Here is a 17,819-nt window from a genome sequence, read left to right as displayed (position 1 = left end):
TGCCCTCAACCTAAGTAACACAAGGGATGAGGGCTTTTTTATTTACGAGATTCTCCTAAAGTCGGGTATTAAATCGGAAGAAATTTAGGGAAATGTCCAATAGACATTGATGTACACATATTTATTCTAATGTCAAGAAAAATTATGTAAAAAACTAAGGAACCCTTTTTATGAATACAATTAACCGTAATGTTTCTTTTCCCAAGAAAGAGAAGTGCTACTTCTGCAAAAGAAGCAAGAAAGATCTTCTGCTTAATGCGGCTTTTCTGGGAGTGCTGGATTTAGTACTGTCGTCATCCTTCGTTTATGCTGCTGATGAAGAAAGGGGTGATGACATAGTATTTGACGCTACTGTTGCAGAGAATTACTCAGAATCAGATAAATCTTCAATTTCCGGTGCACTCAGTACCGGATTGTTTTTTGTACAATCGGGAAATAAGCAGGAAGTTACGCTTGAAAATATCTCTGAGCTAACAGCTTCCGGGTTATCTACCAGCACAGGTTCTTCATCAAGAGGCCTCTTTACTGCCAGGACAATTGCTTCAAATCCAAGTCCTTCTACGCAGATTATAAAGATCAGTTCAGATACGATTAATTCTTCCAATGGTAATGTTTTTGTCGCCATTGGTTTCGAGGGTTCTAAGCCTCGGGGGAAACAAACTGAACAATATATACACCTTAATGTTGACACCATCAATTCTGGGAAGGGAACGCTGATTTCCGGTTCTACCGGGAATCAGCAAGGATTTAGCTCAACTGGGGCATTTCTTGCATTCGATGCCAAACAACATATAACGGGAAAAGTTGAAAAAATTACAACAGATCAAGCCGCCCGTGGTATTGGCCTGCTTCTTTATAATTCAGCCAACTCTACAGCTCAGGATGCAGAACAATATTTTGAAGGAGAAATCGGACAAATTGGGTCCGAGGATAAGCCATTCAATATAGGAGTAAGAGCTTATAGAGGAGGGGACCAAGTAATTGACAAAATTGGTTCTATATACGGGACATTTGCAGGCATTGACTCAACTCTTAACGACGTTGGAAATGCTAAACAAATCATTAAAAGCGTGGATAGGGTGATTGCGTATAACACGCAAAAAAGCCCTAGTTGGTTTGCATATGGAATTAGAAACTGGTCAGACGTAGGAAATTGGGACTATGTCGGTTCCCAGTCAATTGGCGTAACTGAGAGTATATCTGCGTATTCAGGACTTGGGCAGGCTATTGCTATCTATAACCAGGGTGGCCGACAAGAGATACGCTCTTTATCTGAATTCAACGAGGAGAACGGCAATTTAGGTGTTACTGTATCCTCGGAAGCTGCTCAGCTGCCGATTGGCTTAAGAGTCAGGCCTCTGCTTTATGACAATAAACACTATACAGAGACGGTTACGATACTAGAGGGTCCTTTTCACTTTGTCGACAGCTCTCTTCAAGTGATGGCGCCAGTCGATGCAACGACGGCCAAACCTAGACCAGATTATGGGAATGCGGAACTTTGGTTAAAACCCAATAATTATGGTGCGGTTTTAACCCTTGCTGCGCAGCAAGGGATTGTTGTTCAGGCAGGGAATAACATAACGAGCGAAAATACAATAGCAAACACCCGATTGCGTTTAGGTAATGAACAGGGCGAACGCACAAAATTTTTAACAAAACATCCTTAACTCGTTAAAAAGTCGACAAAAACGGTTGACTTTTTTTGAAATATAGCATATAATATATATGTCTATAATTTAATAGGTGGCATGATGGCTGTCAGCAAGGAAATCCTCGACCTTATCCCGCAAGGCTGCAAGGTCAACTGGAACGAGAAACAACAACGCTTCTATGTTTATAAGTCCACTTATTACTACAGTAAGGAACACAAAAGATCTCGTGAACAGCGCACCCAGGTCGGTACGATCGTTAACGGCGTATTTACTTATGCCAAAAGCTACCTTCTCAAACAACAAATCAAGGACTTGAAGCAGGAGGTTAAGTCTTCAACTGCAGAAATCGTTAACAAAACCTCTGAAATTCTGTCCAATGAAGTCGTTGACCCTCGTCAGGCTGCGAAGGTTCAATATCCTTTGGCGTACGTGTATTTAGTCGCTTTGCTCAGCTCCTTGTCCGGGCAGACAAGTTGTGTGCAAATCGCAGATTATTGGAGCAACCATCGGGCAGCCCTGGAAACAGCATTTGAAGACTTTCCTAAGCAGGATATTTCTCACGATACCGTTCGGCGTCTTCTTATGCTGATAGATCCTGAACAATTCCAAAGCTTTTACGGCAGACTTGTAGAACCTCTGCTTCATAAATTTACTTCTCGAATTGTTGCAGTGGACGGTCAAGCGGTCAAAGCCTCCAGAAAAAGCGCAGAAAGAGCCGGTAAATACATCCTTACCTTCTATGACACTGAAAATGGAATTGCTTTAGGACAAAAGCTCATCGGGAGCAAGGAAAATGAGATCACGCACGCCGCCTCCATGGTTGAGGGACTCGATTTGGCAGGATGTATTGTTACGGCCGATGCACTCAATACGCAGGAAAAGTTTGCTTCAGCTTTAATCCAAAGAAAGGCAGACTACTGCCTTGCGGTGAAACAGAACCACAAATCGTTGTTTTATGACATGCAGTTAAGCTTCGTGGACCGCACCGAAACCCGTACGCTGGAGACCGAAAAAGTTGAACTCGGACATGGAAGAATCGAGACAAGAAAGATTTCGGTCCTTCCCGGAAGTTGCCTGCCCGCAGCCTTATTGAAGAAGTGGATAGGGCTGGATGAGGGCACGATCATTAAAGCTACAACAGAGAGCGTTAACAAGACAACCGGCGAGATCAGTTCTCTTGATCGCTACTACATTAGCTCCCTGAACTTCTTGAATGCCCATATCGCAGAACAATGTGCCAGAGCCGTTAGACGTCACTGGGGAATTGAAAATGACCTCCACTACGTCCTGGATGTTAACTTCTACCAAGATAGAACACAGTGCAAAAACGCCAACTATCTGCAAAACAGAGTCCTCTTGAATAAATGGGCGCTCGGGATGATCAGAAAACTTCAAAAAGAAGAGGAAACCGAAACCGGCAAAGAGGCTAAAAGCGTGAAGCGAATCATGGCTAAGCTGCAGTCTCCGACAGCAGCTCTGGAGGCGTTAACCTCACTAATTAACAAATAAATTCATGCGTACGCCCTGAGTACAAAATCGTATTGCGGAAGTCTTTGCTGAAGATAATGAAGAGTAGGGTTGAGCGTGTTTTGCTCAATGTTCATTTCCAAACCCTGAGCAAAGCCGACTCGAATAACAGGTCTTTCAGTTTCTGCGGCAGAAGCGAAAAACGCGAAAGCCAAGGCGAACATAAGGATCAACGCATAGATTTTTCGCTTCACCATACGATACCCCTGGCTTCTAAAATGAACTGAAGGGCGGATGCCCTGAAGCATCCGCCTGATAATAGTTACTTGTTGAGGAACTTGACTGCGCTTTCAGCTGCAAGCTTGCCGCTGGTCATAGCCCAAGCCATATTGCCTCCGGGTGGCGAGTCATCGCCCATAGCGCCGCCGACTAATTCACCCGCAGCAAAGAGACCTTTAATCGGCTTGTCCTGCTTGTTCACAACGTTTAGGGTCCTGTCGGTTACGACGCCGCCCATTGTTGTTGCGAAGCGAGGTTGCTGCTCAACGATGTAATAGGGACCTGTGAGCGATACCTGAGTCTTCATGAATTTAGCAGGACGATTAAACTCTTCGTCTTTTCCGTTTTGCACGAAGGTGTTGTAGCGGGCAACTGTTTTCTGAAGTTCGGCTCCGTTAACACCGGCTTTCTTAGCGACAGCCGGGATACTGTCTGCTTTCACGACAATCGGATAACCCTTACCATCCTGAGCCAGCCAGTTGTCCATATCACCTTTACTGATTCCAGTGATATTAAGTTTTGTGAGGAAGGCGTCATATGTCTTCTGATCCATGAGGATGAAGAGTTTTCCGCCTTGTTTCACTTCTTCGTTCTTGATATTGTGGTTTGTATCAAGCTCGCTGATGACACGCTTACCAGCTCTGTTGACCATAATGCCGGAGTTGTCTTCAAAGGCCGCCTTGTTGGACCAGATGGTGGACTTAGCGATGCCGGGAGCGACTTCCATGCCGTTCGGGTAGATCTTGCCGAGATCCATCATTTGCGTCTTGGCACCGATCTTCATGGCCATACGGTGTCCATCGCCGTTTGAACTCTTAACGCCATAGTAAAGAGCATTCTTAAGATTGCCGGTCAGCATGTCTTTATTGGCGCCGAATCCGCCCGTAGTCAGAATAACTGCAGGGGCCTTAATCGTGTAGAGGACGCCGTCATTGCCCTTAGCTTTTACGCCGGTAACTGCGCCATTGTTCAGCGTGATTTCTTCAACCGGGGTGCCAAGCATAACTTTAGCGCCGGATTTTTCGACAGAAGCTTTAAAGTTGCGGGTTGCGCCCTGAGCTCCGTCCACCCATCTCATAACACGCGGTTTGCTGTGTTCGGCTTCATTGGTGAATCCGGCTTTGGTGTTCAGCTGCATTCCGCCGTCGGTTGTTGCCCAGTCAATCATCGAGCCGACATTATGGACATAGAGGTCAAGCATGCGTTTGTCATTTAGACCGTGACCGTTCTTAATGTAGTCCTCAGTCATGATTTCAGGGCTGTCGTCTTTGACGCCGGCATCCTTCTGAATTTTAGAGCCCTGAATAACAACTGTACCGCCGTTTACAGCTGCCGCGCCGCCTGCGAACGGCATCTTTTCAAGGAGGATGACTTTCTTGCCAAGCTGAGAAGCGCGAATTGCGGCAGTTTGTCCTGCAGCGCCGGCACCGACAATTGCGATGTCAGCGTTAAGAGTCTTTTCTTCAGCTTTTTGGGCTTGCTTCTGTACTGTCGTCTGCAAAGCTTCCGGGTTAGCACCTGCCTTGCTGACGCAGGCTGCGATCGCTGCGAGAATTGCCTTGCTGGTAATCGAAGCGCCTGCTACAGCGTTAACAGCTAAAGACTGATTTTTAACAATTGCGGCCGGCACCTGTTCAATGGCCACCGATCCGATTCCCGGTGTTTCTTTGTTAGTGCCGACTTGAATTTTTTCAATCTTGTCCTTGGAGAATGTCACTGTTACCGGGACGTCCCCGCCGTTGCCTTTGGCTGCAGCGGTGTATGTACCGGGTGTGAACTCAACCGCCTGAGCTGCTGACATACTCATTGCCAGCAGAACGGAGACGCTGAGGAGATTTAGCTTTCTTTTCATATGATTTACCTGAAAAGGAGAGAGGCTTTTAAACCTCTCCGGTTAATGGTCCTATTTACCGTTTGGATACATAGCTTTATGGATGGAGTCAAGAATTGTCTTGGCTTCTTCGCTCGGGATCTGACCCGGTGCGGAAGGTTTACCGCCAACCATGCAGAAAGTAATGTCTGAGCCGGTGAATTCACCTGTCATTCTGCTCATTACACCATATTTACCCATTGCCATTGTAAGCATCGGCTTTCTGGAATAATAGTGACGAGTTTTCCATGTCGCATTCATCAGATCAAGTGCGTCGCCGGTGGTATGGGCCATGACCGCGATCTTCAGGATGTCGGAGCCGAGTTCTTCCTGCAGCAGCAGACGACGAATGATTTCAGCTTCAGAAGGAGTCCAGCCGAATTCATGGTCACTCATAACGACCTTAACGCCTTTTTGTTTCGCTTTAGCAACGATCTGTTTGCAGATGTCAGCGTTACGGAACATTTCAATATCGATGAGGTCGATCTTGCCGTTATCAAGAACGTCGAAATAGAAATCACGGTAGAACTCATCGGAAACATGACGGCCGCCGCCTTCAGTCTTGTCACGGAAGGTCATGAGAATCGGTTTGTTTTTGGCGATTTCATAAACTTCTTTTGTGAGCTTTGCAAATTCTTTGCCGGAGATTTCGCCGATGTAATCCGGACGCAGCTCGATCATATCGAGTTCCGGACGATTGTTGTAGTCCTTAACTAGGGCGATGAATGCTTCCGGAGTCTTAGCAGTAGTTGATGCGATGATCTTAGGACGGCCTTCGCCGATTCTGACACCTTTGATCTCCAGAACTTCAACAGGTCCTTTTTCCCAGCCCGGCTCACGATTGACACTGTCAACCGGCATCATTTTTTCGTCACCTTTCAGTTTGGTGCTGGCAAGAGCTGAGCCGGAGAATGCGGCCGCTAAACCTGAAATGCCGGACTGCATGAGGAATCGTCTTTTCATCTGCTTGTCTCCAAATGTTTTAAATGAATAAGTTCATTCTGAAGACAGCAGGCTTTGCTGAATACATCCTTGAGGATGTAAAAGATCAAGACTTAGGGGTTTGGGATGTAGGTAGAAACTCTAATATAAAACTCTGGATTTTGCATCACTTGGGACTAAAAGTTTGCTTCAGTGAAGAAGAACCGGTCTATCTATGGCTTTCGGGCAACCACGGCAAAATGTGTTGGCATTAATCGCTTATCGCGTGTTTCGACGGTTTTTAGGATTTCAGTACTGATGTTTACAAAACCCACTTTAGCGAGGACGGCTTTATCCCAGTCGGGACGGACATGACGGCTAAGGGGAAGATCTTCAGCGATTTCATCAATCACACTGGTTTTGACGCCCAATAGAATGTGCTTACTTTGTTCGGTCTGCGCTTTATGAATATCCGCATAGGTCTTGTCAAACAAATAACAGTAGTGATTCCCGTCAAAAACAAAAAGCCTTCCTCCCGGTTTCAGAACGCGAAACCATTCACGGTAGGCTGATTCCGGATTTTCCAGGTTCCAAACCAGATTCCGACTGACGACAGCATCAAAAGCGTCTGTATCAAAAGGAAGTTTTTGAGCGTCGGTTTGAAGAAATCGAACCTGAGCATCCGGGGTCTCTGAGAGAAGATTCTTTGCTTGCGTCAGCATCTCTTCCGAGTAGTCTGCCGCTGTAACTTTCATGGACAGTGACGACAGAAGTCTCGTGAAAAATCCCGGACCGCACCCGATATCCAGAACTTCAGAACCGACAGGAAGATCGCTGAAAAACGTTCTGTATTCCTCTTCCCGATGATTACGAATTTCTTCGTCAACCTGCATGCGATAGCCTTCAGAACGGCTGTCCCAATAGCGTCGTATTTCTTCAAGATGTTTCATAACGGTCTTATCGGAGTTAAAGTTGTGAGGCCTAAGCTGTTCTTTTCGATCAGACTCTCGATCTGATAGATCGGATCAATGACGGAAGAATGCAGCACGTTCTCCGGACGATCAAGCGCATGCACTTTACCGTCATGCAGAAAGAGAATGGAATCACTGTAGCGGGAGGCAAGCATTAAGTCATGAATAACAAAAAGCGCAATGGCGTCTTTTTCTTTGCAGTATTTAGCAACCGTGTCCATGACCACCAGCTGATGTCGGATATCCAGAGCGCTTGTCGGTTCATCCAGCAGTAAGATCTTTGGCTCCGATACAAAGGCCTGGGCAAGAAAGACGAGTTGTTTTTGTCCGCCGCTCAGACTTTTAACCGGGGTATCGGCTAAAGCTTCCAGTTTTAATTCTCGAATCACGTCGGAGACTTTTTGAAGCTGCTCCTGAGAAACTTTCCACGTGAGCTGTTTGGTTAGACCTAGAAGGATGGTTTCAAAGGCAGTCAGAGAGGACGTAATTTTTTCTAACTGAGGCAGATAAGCAATGTGCGAGCGATCTAAAACTTTTTCTTTGTCGGTGAGGCGAACTTTCCCGCAATAATCATGAAGACCTGCAATACAGCGGATGAGCGTTGTTTTTCCGGCACCGTTTCGACCAAGAATAGCGGTGAGGCGTCCGGAAGAAAACTCTGCATGAACACAGTTCAGGACCGGTTTGCCTTTATATGCGCATGAGAGACTATCAATTTGCAGCGTCGCCATAAGCTACTCCTTTGAGCGCATCAGAAGGAAAAACAGGAACGGTACACCGATTACCGATGTCACAATCCCGACAGGAAGTGTCGCTCCATCAGAGAGCAGCTTGGAAATGACAGATGCTGCCAGCATAAGAATGCTGCCCATGATCGAAGAGCTGATAATTAGAAATCTTTGATCATCTCCCAAAATCATTTTGGTGCAGTGCGGTGCGATTAAACCGACAAAAGCTACAGTGCCGATGAACGCGACAGCGGCAGAAACAAGAATGGAACTGACGAAAAAGACAAACATTCTCAGGCGGTTTGTATTGATTCCTAATCCGTTGGCCCGTTCCGCACCGTCTGCAAAAGCAGTAAGTTTCCACGCGTAAGTCAGAGAAATAAGCATCGCCGCTGTCCACGTGAACGCTGAAACTGAGGCGCTGATCCAGGAACTTCTCTGCAGATTGCCGAATGTCCAGCCTGAGATCACCTGAGCGATTTCCGGGGAAGCGCGATACTGCAGATACTGCTGAAGTGCCTGAAAGAAGAAATTCATGATCACGCCGACAAGGATCAGCGTCGTTGATGTAAGTGAGCGCCGATTACCGAGGTAAAAGATCAGAGTAGAGACGGAAAGCGCCATGACGAGCGCTGAAAGCGATGTGCCGATCCAAACCTGACCTAAAACAGCAAAGCTGAGCGTGATAGAGACCGCCGCACCAAAACTTGCTCCGGCAGTGACGCCAAGCGTGTAGGGGCTTGCTAAAGGGTTGTGCGTGATCGTTTGAATGAGAAGACCGGCTAGGCTGAGAGAAGCACCGACAAAAAGACACGTGAACGTCATCGGAAGGCGAATCTCCCAAATGATGAAGGCGGAAGATGAGCTGCCGTCGGGGCCGTCCAATATTGCCCGCAGAAGGGACGCCGAAGAGATATCTGAGGTCCCAACCTGGATATCAGCGAGTAAAAGAATCAGCATCAGAAGGATTAGCGCAAGCGAAATTAGTACTCGTTTACGGATCCTTCGGCGGTAACTGTCTATCGCAGAACCTGCTGCCATCATCACTTACTGCGCTTTATTCAAATGAATCATAAATGTGCCGTCGTATTTCAGTTCAGGCAGATATGTTTTATAGAAGTCATTCAGATTTTTTTCCGGATCGATGTCTTTGAAAGCTTCGGGATAAAGCGTCTTAGCCATAAACTGAGTAAATGTGTAGTCAGCCATGTTTCTCAGACTTCCGTGATCAACGGCATAAACCTGATTGTTTTTAACCGCGTCGAGCCGGTTCCAGCCCGGGCGCTGTGTGAAAGCAGCAAGCCGCTTCTGTGCATCATCCGCTTTTACGGTAAATCCCATTCTCATTTGATCGCCTTCGGATTTATTGCGCCAAATGCTGCCTCCGATAAAGATAATCTGTGGATTCTGAGAGATGACGTATTCCCTGTCGAGTGCCATATACGGCTGAGGAGAATTTTCTGCGAGATTGGCGGCTTCGATGTTTTTGAGGATAGCGCCCCACAGAACGTCTTTGTTGTAGGAGTTTCCATATCTGCCAACACCTTTACTGGCAGTCTCCATGTAGGCACGCTGGTTTTTCTTGTCCTGAGGCAGGTTCCTTATCGTTTGGTAAACGTGCTCTAGAGAATCCCTGTAGGTTTTATTCTGAGCTGCGGCAATGTCTTCTCGGTTCAGCATCTTGCCGAGGATTTCAGTACTTCTGGTGTGGTTCGCAGTGGTCATAGCGTGATAGTCAAGGACGACCACCTTGATGCCCGCATTTTCAAACGTCTTGATTCTCTGATTGTTTTCTGTGTATTGAGTGCGTCCGATTAGCAGTACATCCGGATGCAGACTCAGAATTTTCTCTGCATTAAGGATATCGTCATGGTAACCGCCGATACTCGGCAACTCTTTCATTTTCGGAAAGGACTGAGTAAAAACCTGGTACTCTCCGAAACGCGTTTCCTCCCAGCCGTCTTTTGTCAGGGCAATTACTTTGTCCAAGCTGGATTTCCCTCCCACCATCATGAAGTTTGCGATGTAATTTGCGACAACGAATGTATTGGGATGCTGATCAAAATGGATAGTCCTTCCTTCAACGTCTGTAATATCAAAACTTTCGGAAGCAACGACAGCAGAGAAAGAAACAGATAGCAGCAATATGGCCAGGATTTTTTTCATTATGTCGGTACTCCTTAATAGAGTTTATTAATGCCTAAAAAAAGGAAAAATAATTCGTATGAGATTTTATAAAATTATCATACAAATAAATTAAAAAACTAAGAATTGACTTAACAACTCAACGAGAAGCCCTATTTTGGTTTGTGTGCGTCTTGGTGTGCGTATCCCTTAGGAGCGGACCGGTTCAATAACTCATTCCGCAATCGGCGGCGTGTGACTTCTTAGCAGAAGTCGCTTCCGATTCGAGGAGAAGTAAAGGCGCTATTATCTGGCAGTTGGCTTAGTGATAATTTCGCTTCTTAAAATTTCTCGGATTTTTAAGATGGCTTGAGGCGTTTCCTGCACAGAATGACCCGAAACAACAACAGTTTCACTTGCAGCGCCGTCAAGGTGAGAACTCCAGTAAGGGACAATTCCGTCAGAAGATTCTTCGAGAGGTCCCTCGGGGTTTTCTCTGCCGATGATCGAGAAGTATTTTACATTTGGTGAGATTTTGAGCTGCTCTAAAATCTTAACGGTTGGGTCCTTAGCCGATAAATTATCAACGCCGGTCATCGAAATTTCTCTTGGAAGTTCTCGTCCGAAAATAGTCAATGCCATCTCGCCCACTGTATTCACGATAGAAAGGGGAAGCTTCACAAAAGAGGCTAAGTATTTCGCCCACGATGCATCCGCGTACGGCGTTCCGCGATGCGGTGCCGCTAAAAAGATTGCGTCGGAGACGCCGCGGAGCGGTTCGAATTTGATAATAGAGGAGAATTTACTGCTCTTCGCACTGAGCTTTGCTCCGGCCGCAGGATATTTTTTCTCAAGTGCATCCAAAAGAACATCTCCGGAGCTGGAAACTAAGAGCCTTGCCAAAATACCGCCCATACTATGACCGATCAGCGTAATGCCGCGGCTCGCAATGTTGGATCTGCTCGGATCGAAGTGGTCAATCGTCTTGTTAATTGCCTCAGCGATCTCATAGCGATTAATTAGGAGCGGTACATTTGTCGGGTAATAGACCTGCCAAATTTGGAAATGATCCCGAAGGATTTTGTCTCCCATAATTTCGTTTGCAGTGTTGACCCATGCTTCCGGGCTGCTGGCCAAGCCGTGAATGAGGATAATTGTCCTCAGGTTTTTCTGATAAGGCCGCATGAGAAAGACGGCCGGTCGATCAATGATCGTACCTCGTCCGAAAATACTCGTAAACGAAGTTACCGCAAAATCCGAGCTTGCTAGCCACAGTCCGTATGCGCCACTGAAATTCGCAGATAACGGAACTCTTGTTTTACCAATCGTGATGCTTCCTGTCGTTGAGGCATCATACGTGGTAATTAGCGCTTCATGAGTCTGAGTAATTTCGGAGAGATTTTTCCCGGGGAAAGAAATCATCGCAGTAATCGCGGAGTAAGGCATCAGGCGCCAAGGCTGATCTTTTTCCTCTTTACCCTCCTTTGCCGAAAGAACCATTCGCGCGCCAAGTCCGTCTTGACTGTATTGGTTCTTGAGACCTTTAAATGAAAGCACGGTATCCGGGATGATATCTGTGATGTGATCCGGTTGGCTGAGTTCCGGAGCGGAGAGTCCTGCAATAGAGATTTCCCAATTCTTTTCTCTGATTGGAAATTGAATGGGTTTGCCTTTAGCGGCAATGTAAAGCTGTTCAATAGCGTTTTGGACTGCAAAGTTATAGTAGTCCTTCACCTGAGTTTGACGGTCTTCGAGTGCTCGGCTACTAATAGTCCTGTCAGAGAAGAAAAGATAAGCGTACGCGTATCGAGCCGCCTCAAGATAATCATTTACCAGCTGAGAGACTAAATTCTCCTCATCAACAAACTCTCTGTTCTGCATCCGAATTTTTGCGTCTTTCTGAGTCTTCATGGCCTTAAAAAGCCACATCTCCGCCAGTGCAGAAAGCTTTTGATCCGTGCCGGTGATTTTGCTATTGGAGACCGTCTTCAGACAGGTGTCGATATTATTTTCGCAGTCGGATAATCCAAGAGCGGTCAGAACTGTGATGTTCTGTTCACTTAAATGTCCCTGAGAAATAACGTCACCGCGTCTTTGCTTCAGGTATTCCTGACTATCAATGCTCGATACCTGAACGGAGGCGCAGCCCGAGAGCAGTAAACAGAACAGAAGACAGATGAACGCTTTCATTTAACGTAGGAACAAGAGAATAGAGCGATTGTACCGAGCAAATCTCCTGGAGTTGCTATGTTCGGCTTTCTTTGTTTTCGTTTTGGGAATTATTGGAAATTTCTTTTGCTTCCGACAAACCCGAGAAAAATGACAGCCGCCAGAATCATTGACGCACCGATCAGCATCGGTGTATTCATCTTTTGTGAGAAAAGCAGCCATGACAAAAGAATAGCTGTCAGTGGTTCAACGGTTTCTAAAACACCAGTAATCGTCGGAAGAATCTTACCCGCACTAATGATGTACAGCATGTAGGCGACAATATGGCCCATGACGGCGACCCAAAAGACAGAGAGAACGGTTAAGAATGTCCAGTCCAGCTTCACCTGCCAGAACGGAAAATATATATTGCTGAGAACGGATGCAAACAACATCGCCCAAGCCATGGAAATCAGCGGTCCGACCTTCCTTACGAGTGCGCGGCTTTGAAGTGTGTAACCCGCACTGAACAAAGGCGCGCCCAAGCCGATTAGGACAGGAAGCCACCGTAAAGAAATCGCAGAAAAGTTTCCCTTCGTCGCCAATAGGGATACACCTGCAAGAGCCAGTCCGCAGCAAAGAATTTGAGAAACAGTAGGGCGGACAGAAGCAAATATCAGCAGTCCCATAATGCAAAACGGGCGTGTCGCAGCAATGACCGCTGCAGTTTCCGCGTTTGAGTATTTCACGCATACGTAGAAGCTGACCTCTGTGAGCAGTAAAAGCAAACCAAAAATCATCATCTGTCCGATATTCCACGGACTTTTAAGTACAGCAAAGGTTTCCTGCGGAGAACGAACCAAAGCAGCCGCAAAGAGAAGCACCGTGGATAGCAGCATTGTCAGCGAGATAAAGGGTGCCGGGGTCAGTTTCGCCGTATGCAGAAGATATTGAGAGGCAATGTCCATCGTGCCCCAAAAGAATCCTGATAAAACTCCGCAAATGACGCCGACTGTCCCGATATTCATTTTTACCTCCGCTTATGAATGGAGTTATAGGGCTCGCAGGACGATTAAAGGCACACGATTATTATTTTTTGGGTATAAAGTTTCTGTATATCTCTTAGGCCGAGAAGGCTTTTGGGCGCCTATCGGATGATTTATCGAATTAGGCGGTTGAGGATGAGAACAGAAGAAGCGGGCGCTGAATGCGCCCGCGATGTCAGGTTATCCCATCACCTGCTTCAGTCGACCGATATATTCACGGATTGGATTAACCGCTTCAGCTCCTTTTTCTTCCAGCAGCTGAAGCAGCGGAGCTCCGATGACAATTCCATCAGCAAACTGCAGAACCTCTTGAATCTGTTCCAACTCAAGCCCGTTTGCATCAATGCAGCAGGGGATTTGCGGGTTGGCATCCTTTGCTTCGCAAACCATTGCTTTGAGCTTTGAGCAGACATCCTCTTCAGAATTCGTCGCATCTGGTGCGGCAATACCGTAAAGGAATCCTTCAGCTTCGGAAGCAATCTTTGGGACTCTCTTTCCTGAGGAAGTCGAAAGCATTGAAATTAGTTCGACTCCGTATTTTCTGCAGAGCGGAGCAAAGTCATCCTTTTCCTCAAAAGGTACATCCGGAAGTAAGAGCCCTTTAATTCCGGTTTCCTGACATCTTTTTAAAAAGCGTTCTGTTCCATAGCCAAAAACCACATTAGCGTAAGTCATGATGACAAAGGGCGCTTTTATTTCGGACTGAAGTTTCTCAGCCATGCTGAACACTTTATCCGTGGTTACGCCGCCCTTAAGTGCCCGAGCGCTGGCTCTTTGGGCAATCGGAGGCTCTCCGGCCGGATCAGAAAAAGGAATACCAAGTTCAATAATGTCGGCCCCTGTCTGATCGACAGTCTTGATAACATCAGCTGTCACGGCTAAATCAGGATCTCCACACGTAATGTAAGGAATGAGAACTTTGCCGTTTTTAAAAGTCTGAGCAATATTATTCATGGATGTTTTCTCCTCTGTAGCGGGCGATAGCGGCGCAGTCCTTGTCTCCTCGTCCGGAAATGTTGATCACGATGATTTGGTCTTTGTTCATAGTCGGTGCAAGTTTGCGTGCGTAGGCGACCGCATGAGACGATTCAATTGCAGGAATGATGCCTTCACACTTGGATAAATACTCGAATGCGTCGACAGCCTCGTCATCTGTAATACCTACATACTGAGCTCTGCCGCTGTCGTAAAGATATGAGTGCTCAGGCCCGACGCCGGGATAGTCCAGTCCGGCAGAGATACAGTAAACAGGAGCAATCTGTCCGAATTCATCCTGACAGAAATAACTCTTCATCCCGTGGAAGATTCCGGTGCGTCCTGTACAAATGGTCGCAGCTGTCTCCGCTGTATCAACTCCTCTTCCTGCCCCTTCGACACCGATAAGCTGTACTTCTTTATCCTCGATGAAGTTATAGAAAGCGCCGATCGCGTTGCTTCCGCCGCCGACACAGGCAATAACCGCATCAGGGAGCCTGCCTTCTTTTTCTAGGATTTGCTCCTTAGTTTCCTTGGAAATTACTGCTTGAAAATCGCGAACCATGGTTGGGAACGGGTGAGGGCCGACAGCTGAACCCAAACAGTAATGGGTATCTTTCAAGCGGCAAGTCCATTCTCCCAGTGCCTCGTTGACCGCATCCTTCAGGGTGGCTGTTCCTGATGTCACGGCAATGACTTCTGCGCCGAGAAGCTTCATACGATAGACATTTAAAGCCTGACGTTCCGTGTCTTCTTTACCCATATAGACAACACATTCCATACCGAGTAAAGCTGCAGCGGTTGCTGTTGCCACGCCATGCTGACCCGCACCGGTTTCAGCTAGTAAACGGGTTTTGCCCATTTTCTTAGCAAGGAGCGCCTGACCTAAAACATTGTTGATTTTGTGCGCGCCCGTATGGTTTAAATCTTCGCGTTTAAGATAAATCTTTGCGCCGCCGAGATCCTCGGTCATTCGTTTTGCGAAATAAAGACGGGACGGTCTTCCCGCATATTCGTTCAGCAGCTCCTGCAGTTCTTTGTTGAATTCTGGATCATTTTTATAATGATCGTAAGCCTCCTCGAGCTCCTCAAGAGCGCTCATTAGAAGTTCCGGTACGTACTGTCCGCCGTGTATTCCAAATCGTCCTTTTTGCATTTTGAATTCCTTTTTTCTATCAGTAAGTTTGGTGATCATCTGCGTAAAACTCTTGCAGGAGAAGTCGTGGATAAAACCTCTTGCGGCAAAGGGTCACGACTGAAGACAAAGCAAGTACGGGTTAGGGCCGCTATTGCTTCTTTAGGGAATAGAGAATCTCTGGCGCGCTCACGGACGGAGCGGAAGGCTTCTCGGCACAGATTAGATCTAAATTTCAGCATCGATATTCACCTCGATTTATTCGAGGCGGATACGCAAAACCCGTCCTCGAATAAAAACTTTCGTTAAAAAACAAAACTCTTATTCAAGGACGGGCGTTGATTCGCTCGCGGTGCCACCTTGGATTCATCTGCTTCAAGCGTTACAAATACACTTTGGCAAATGCACTCTGCGAAGTACCATCATACTTCCGGCAACTCACGTATGCCTTACGTCGCAGAATACTCAGCTGTATGCAGCCTTTCCTTGCGCCCTCAGCGACCCATTATGCAAGTATGCGTCCTGCCCGTATCTCAGCTACACGGACTCTCTGTGAGTGCACTACAAGCTTTACTTTCGCTTCATAGGTTTAATTTCTATTTTTAGAATATCAAAGAAAATTTAGAAAAATAAAGTTCTGACAGAAATTTTTTTGGGTATGTAAAACCCCTAACGTTCAGCTTTTGCACCCGTGATTGCGGTAATACTTTGTTCCGGTCGATCCAAAACCGGTGAGTTCTTTGTCAGCCACTTGGCAAAAAGTTCCGGTATTAAAACATTTGTTTTTTTGACAACTTTTCCGCTGCCAAGCGCCTTATGTCCGTCTCCTCCGGATGCCAGAAAGGTGTTCAGTGCGACCGTGTACCTGCGATTGAGCTTTATCGGCACCCATCGTCCCTTCTGATTTTGAACCTCAACAGAGATGACACGTTTACCGACTTCAGCAGTAGGATCGTAAGAATATCTTAACCCCGCAGTTTGCAAAATTCTAGGACCTATGCCGCCCTCGTCTGAGACACCGCGCTCAACCGCTTCGAGAAGCTCTCGCCCGGTGTATTCTTTGATTTCCAATATGTCCTGAAAGGGCTGGAGGTTATCCAGATCTCCTTTTGTTACTGTCCCGACCGGTATTGATCCACGGAAACTTCCGCCGTTAATCAGTGCAATGGATGCTCCGTTCTTCTTTGCGTATTCAAGCATTGCACGCGTTACTAGAAAGGTAGAAAAACAGTCCCCGTGTCGGCATGCTTCTATTCCGTCGTTAGCTCTAACTCGGTTCTCACCGACAATAACGGAATTTTCTTTTTGAATTTTCTCAGCCGCCTCATCAATAATCTGTGTGATCTCTTTATCCCCGCCGGCTTTTCCCATCAGCATCGGACTGCCAGACCAAGAAATCGGCTTGCCGGTGTTATCGAATCTGACGGAAAGATTTCCAAGATACTTTGCTTCTCCGGACGTGGTCACGATCAAAACCGGGGCTCCGTTTGGAGACTTTTCAACAATGGGGTAGCCCCCTATTTTTGATCCCGGGCCGATGTAATCGTGAGTATGTCCGCCAACGATAATATCAATGTCTGCGACCTCTGAAGCCAGCTTTTTATCAAAAGGTAAGCCCATATGAGAAAGCACAATAATGACATGTACGCCGGCTTTTTGAATTTCCTGTACAGAAGAGCGGACGGCTTGTATCGGATTAATAAATTTCGTGTGTCTGCAGGCGATGGATTCGCTGACAACATCGGGATTTGCAATACCGATGATGCCAACCCTCTCTTTGTTGTATTCGGTAATGACGTACGGTTTGATGTTTGCTTTTCTAAGCGCACAGCCGTCTTCCGGCTTTAAGTTCGCTGCCAGAAACTGGTAATTAGCCGTGTTAATAAATGCCAGAAGCTTTTCGCAGCCTTCATCGAACTCATGGTTGCCCAGCGTTGCATAGTTAAACCCCATGAGATTATCGATCTTTCTAACGAACTGTGATTTTCCGTTCACGTAGAGTAATGAACCTTGAAACTGATCACCTGCATCTAAGAAAAGTGTTTCAGGGTCTTCTTTTTTAGCCTGTTTTACATAAGCCGCAATAGCGCCGTAACCGCCGGTACAGCCTTCTTCCCGAAGACAAGCATTGTCACTCTTGCTTCCGGCAAAATGCGAGTGCATATCGTTAGTATGGAGTATTTTTAATTCCGGTCCATTGTCGACTGAAGGATGAAGAGCGCAGCCTGAGAGAAAAAGCACAAAGAGAAGCAGAAGACAGGTTCGCTTATAGACGGCTGCTAATCCATGAGCGGAGTCTAAGTTAGTCAAAGTTTTATGCATTGAACGATCTGCTTTGGCGGAATCTTTGTGATGAAGCGTGCCAAATTTAAAACGATAATTTACCAAAAACCTGCGGTTTGGAGTAATTACTATTTTCTCGTTTACAACTAAATCCATTGAAGCCAGTTGCAAATTTGATAGCTGTTGTCGGAAGTTTGCGCTTGGAAATGCAGCCGCT

Annotated in this window: 14 protein-coding genes; 2 read left to right on the top strand and 12 right to left on the bottom strand. The window is 46.5% G+C overall.

The features are described 5' to 3' along the window. The first annotated feature begins 170 nt into the window (after positions 1–170). Together AC6I1F_RS12535 and AC6I1F_RS12530 are read left to right on the top strand one after the other, a co-directional pair. Positions 171–1,670, top strand: a complete 1,500-nt coding sequence (locus AC6I1F_RS12535; RefSeq protein ID WP_497801805.1) for a hypothetical protein — start codon at positions 171–173, stop codon at positions 1,668–1,670. Between the two features lie 81 nt (positions 1,671–1,751). Next, positions 1,752–3,164 (top strand): ISAs1 family transposase, encoded by a 1,413-nt coding sequence (locus AC6I1F_RS12530; RefSeq protein WP_497801576.1) that lies wholly within the window; start codon positions 1,752–1,754, stop codon positions 3,162–3,164. 2 nt (positions 3,165–3,166) lie between these two features. Here the strand turns inward: AC6I1F_RS12530 and AC6I1F_RS12525 are convergent, their stop codons facing one another. The 12 genes from AC6I1F_RS12525 to AC6I1F_RS12470 form a co-directional block, all read right to left on the bottom strand. Continuing rightward, entirely contained in the window at positions 3,167–3,379 is a 213-nt protein-coding gene (locus AC6I1F_RS12525; protein ID WP_289163421.1) for a hypothetical protein, read from the bottom strand. Positions 3,380–3,444: 65 nt separating this feature from the next. Next, positions 3,445–5,253 (bottom strand): FAD-dependent oxidoreductase, encoded by a 1,809-nt coding sequence (locus AC6I1F_RS12520; RefSeq protein ID WP_160335544.1) that lies wholly within the window; start codon positions 5,251–5,253, stop codon positions 3,445–3,447. A 51-nt stretch (positions 5,254–5,304) separates the two neighbouring features. Then, complete coding sequence (gene aroD, locus AC6I1F_RS12515; protein WP_160335545.1) at positions 5,305–6,234, bottom strand: type I 3-dehydroquinate dehydratase; 930 nt, start codon at positions 6,232–6,234, stop codon at positions 5,305–5,307. Between the two features lie 191 nt (positions 6,235–6,425). Further along, positions 6,426–7,142: a class I SAM-dependent methyltransferase gene (locus AC6I1F_RS12510; RefSeq protein WP_251570330.1), complete on the bottom strand. Its 717-nt coding sequence runs from the start codon at positions 7,140–7,142 to the stop codon at positions 6,426–6,428. After that, positions 7,139–7,894, bottom strand: coding sequence for an ABC transporter ATP-binding protein (locus tag AC6I1F_RS12505; RefSeq protein ID WP_160335547.1), 756 nt, complete (start codon positions 7,892–7,894; stop codon positions 7,139–7,141). Before AC6I1F_RS12505 ends, AC6I1F_RS12510 begins: the two co-directional genes overlap by 4 nt. A gap of 3 nt (positions 7,895–7,897) precedes the next feature. Further along, entirely contained in the window at positions 7,898–8,932 is a 1,035-nt protein-coding gene (locus AC6I1F_RS12500) for a FecCD family ABC transporter permease (RefSeq protein WP_160335548.1), read from the bottom strand. A gap of 6 nt (positions 8,933–8,938) precedes the next feature. After that, positions 8,939–10,057, bottom strand: coding sequence for an ABC transporter substrate-binding protein (locus tag AC6I1F_RS12495; protein WP_202074586.1), 1,119 nt, complete (start codon positions 10,055–10,057; stop codon positions 8,939–8,941). A 264-nt stretch (positions 10,058–10,321) separates the two neighbouring features. Further along, positions 10,322–12,205: a lipase family alpha/beta hydrolase gene (locus AC6I1F_RS12490; RefSeq protein WP_160335549.1), complete on the bottom strand. Its 1,884-nt coding sequence runs from the start codon at positions 12,203–12,205 to the stop codon at positions 10,322–10,324. 89 nt (positions 12,206–12,294) lie between these two features. Continuing rightward, a complete protein-coding gene (locus AC6I1F_RS12485; RefSeq protein WP_160335550.1) occupies positions 12,295–13,191 on the bottom strand; it encodes a DMT family transporter in 897 nt (298 codons plus the stop codon). Positions 13,192–13,389: 198 nt separating this feature from the next. Continuing rightward, positions 13,390–14,163 carry a tryptophan synthase subunit alpha gene (gene trpA / locus AC6I1F_RS12480; RefSeq protein WP_160335551.1) on the bottom strand — a complete coding sequence of 258 codons (774 nt, stop codon included), beginning with the start codon at positions 14,161–14,163 and terminating at the stop codon, positions 13,390–13,392. After that, positions 14,156–15,340: a tryptophan synthase subunit beta gene (gene trpB / locus AC6I1F_RS12475; protein WP_160335552.1), complete on the bottom strand. Its 1,185-nt coding sequence runs from the start codon at positions 15,338–15,340 to the stop codon at positions 14,156–14,158. The genes trpA and trpB overlap by 8 nt, the downstream gene beginning before the upstream one ends. A gap of 648 nt (positions 15,341–15,988) precedes the next feature. Further along, positions 15,989–17,641: a bifunctional metallophosphatase/5'-nucleotidase gene (locus AC6I1F_RS12470; protein WP_160335553.1), complete on the bottom strand. Its 1,653-nt coding sequence runs from the start codon at positions 17,639–17,641 to the stop codon at positions 15,989–15,991. Positions 17,642–17,819: the final 178 nt, after the last annotated feature.

This window comes from Parasutterella sp. St.1A3, assembly GCF_059728705.1.
The sequence above is the reverse complement of the archived record's forward strand: the minus strand, read 5'-3'. Positions and strand labels throughout refer to the sequence as shown.

Bases quoted from the DNA above. Each gene is read 5' to 3' on its own strand.
- aroD (WP_160335545.1), bottom strand. From the start codon at position 6,234: ATGAAAAGACGATTCCTCATGCAGTCCGGCATTTCAGGTTTAGCGGCC.
- AC6I1F_RS12520 (WP_160335544.1), bottom strand. From the start codon at position 5,253: ATGAAAAGAAAGCTAAATCTCCTCAGCGTCTCCGTTCTGCTGGCAATG.
- AC6I1F_RS12500 (WP_160335548.1), bottom strand. From the start codon at position 8,932: ATGGCAGCAGGTTCTGCGATAGACAGTTACCGCCGAAGGATCCGTAAA.
- AC6I1F_RS12470 (WP_160335553.1), bottom strand. From the start codon at position 17,641: ATGCATAAAACTTTGACTAACTTAGACTCCGCTCATGGATTAGCAGCC.
- AC6I1F_RS12510 (WP_251570330.1), bottom strand. From the start codon at position 7,142: ATGAAACATCTTGAAGAAATACGACGCTATTGGGACAGCCGTTCTGAA.
- trpB (WP_160335552.1), bottom strand. From the start codon at position 15,340: ATGCAAAAAGGACGATTTGGAATACACGGCGGACAGTACGTACCGGAA.
- AC6I1F_RS12485 (WP_160335550.1), bottom strand. From the start codon at position 13,191: ATGAATATCGGGACAGTCGGCGTCATTTGCGGAGTTTTATCAGGATTC.
- AC6I1F_RS12525 (WP_289163421.1), bottom strand. From the start codon at position 3,379: ATGGTGAAGCGAAAAATCTATGCGTTGATCCTTATGTTCGCCTTGGCT.
- trpA (WP_160335551.1), bottom strand. From the start codon at position 14,163: ATGAATAATATTGCTCAGACTTTTAAAAACGGCAAAGTTCTCATTCCT.
- AC6I1F_RS12535 (WP_497801805.1), top strand. From the start codon at position 171: ATGAATACAATTAACCGTAATGTTTCTTTTCCCAAGAAAGAGAAGTGC.
- AC6I1F_RS12495 (WP_202074586.1), bottom strand. From the start codon at position 10,057: ATGAAAAAAATCCTGGCCATATTGCTGCTATCTGTTTCTTTCTCTGCT.
- AC6I1F_RS12490 (WP_160335549.1), bottom strand. From the start codon at position 12,205: ATGAAAGCGTTCATCTGTCTTCTGTTCTGTTTACTGCTCTCGGGCTGC.
- AC6I1F_RS12530 (WP_497801576.1), top strand. From the start codon at position 1,752: ATGATGGCTGTCAGCAAGGAAATCCTCGACCTTATCCCGCAAGGCTGC.
- AC6I1F_RS12505 (WP_160335547.1), bottom strand. From the start codon at position 7,894: ATGGCGACGCTGCAAATTGATAGTCTCTCATGCGCATATAAAGGCAAA.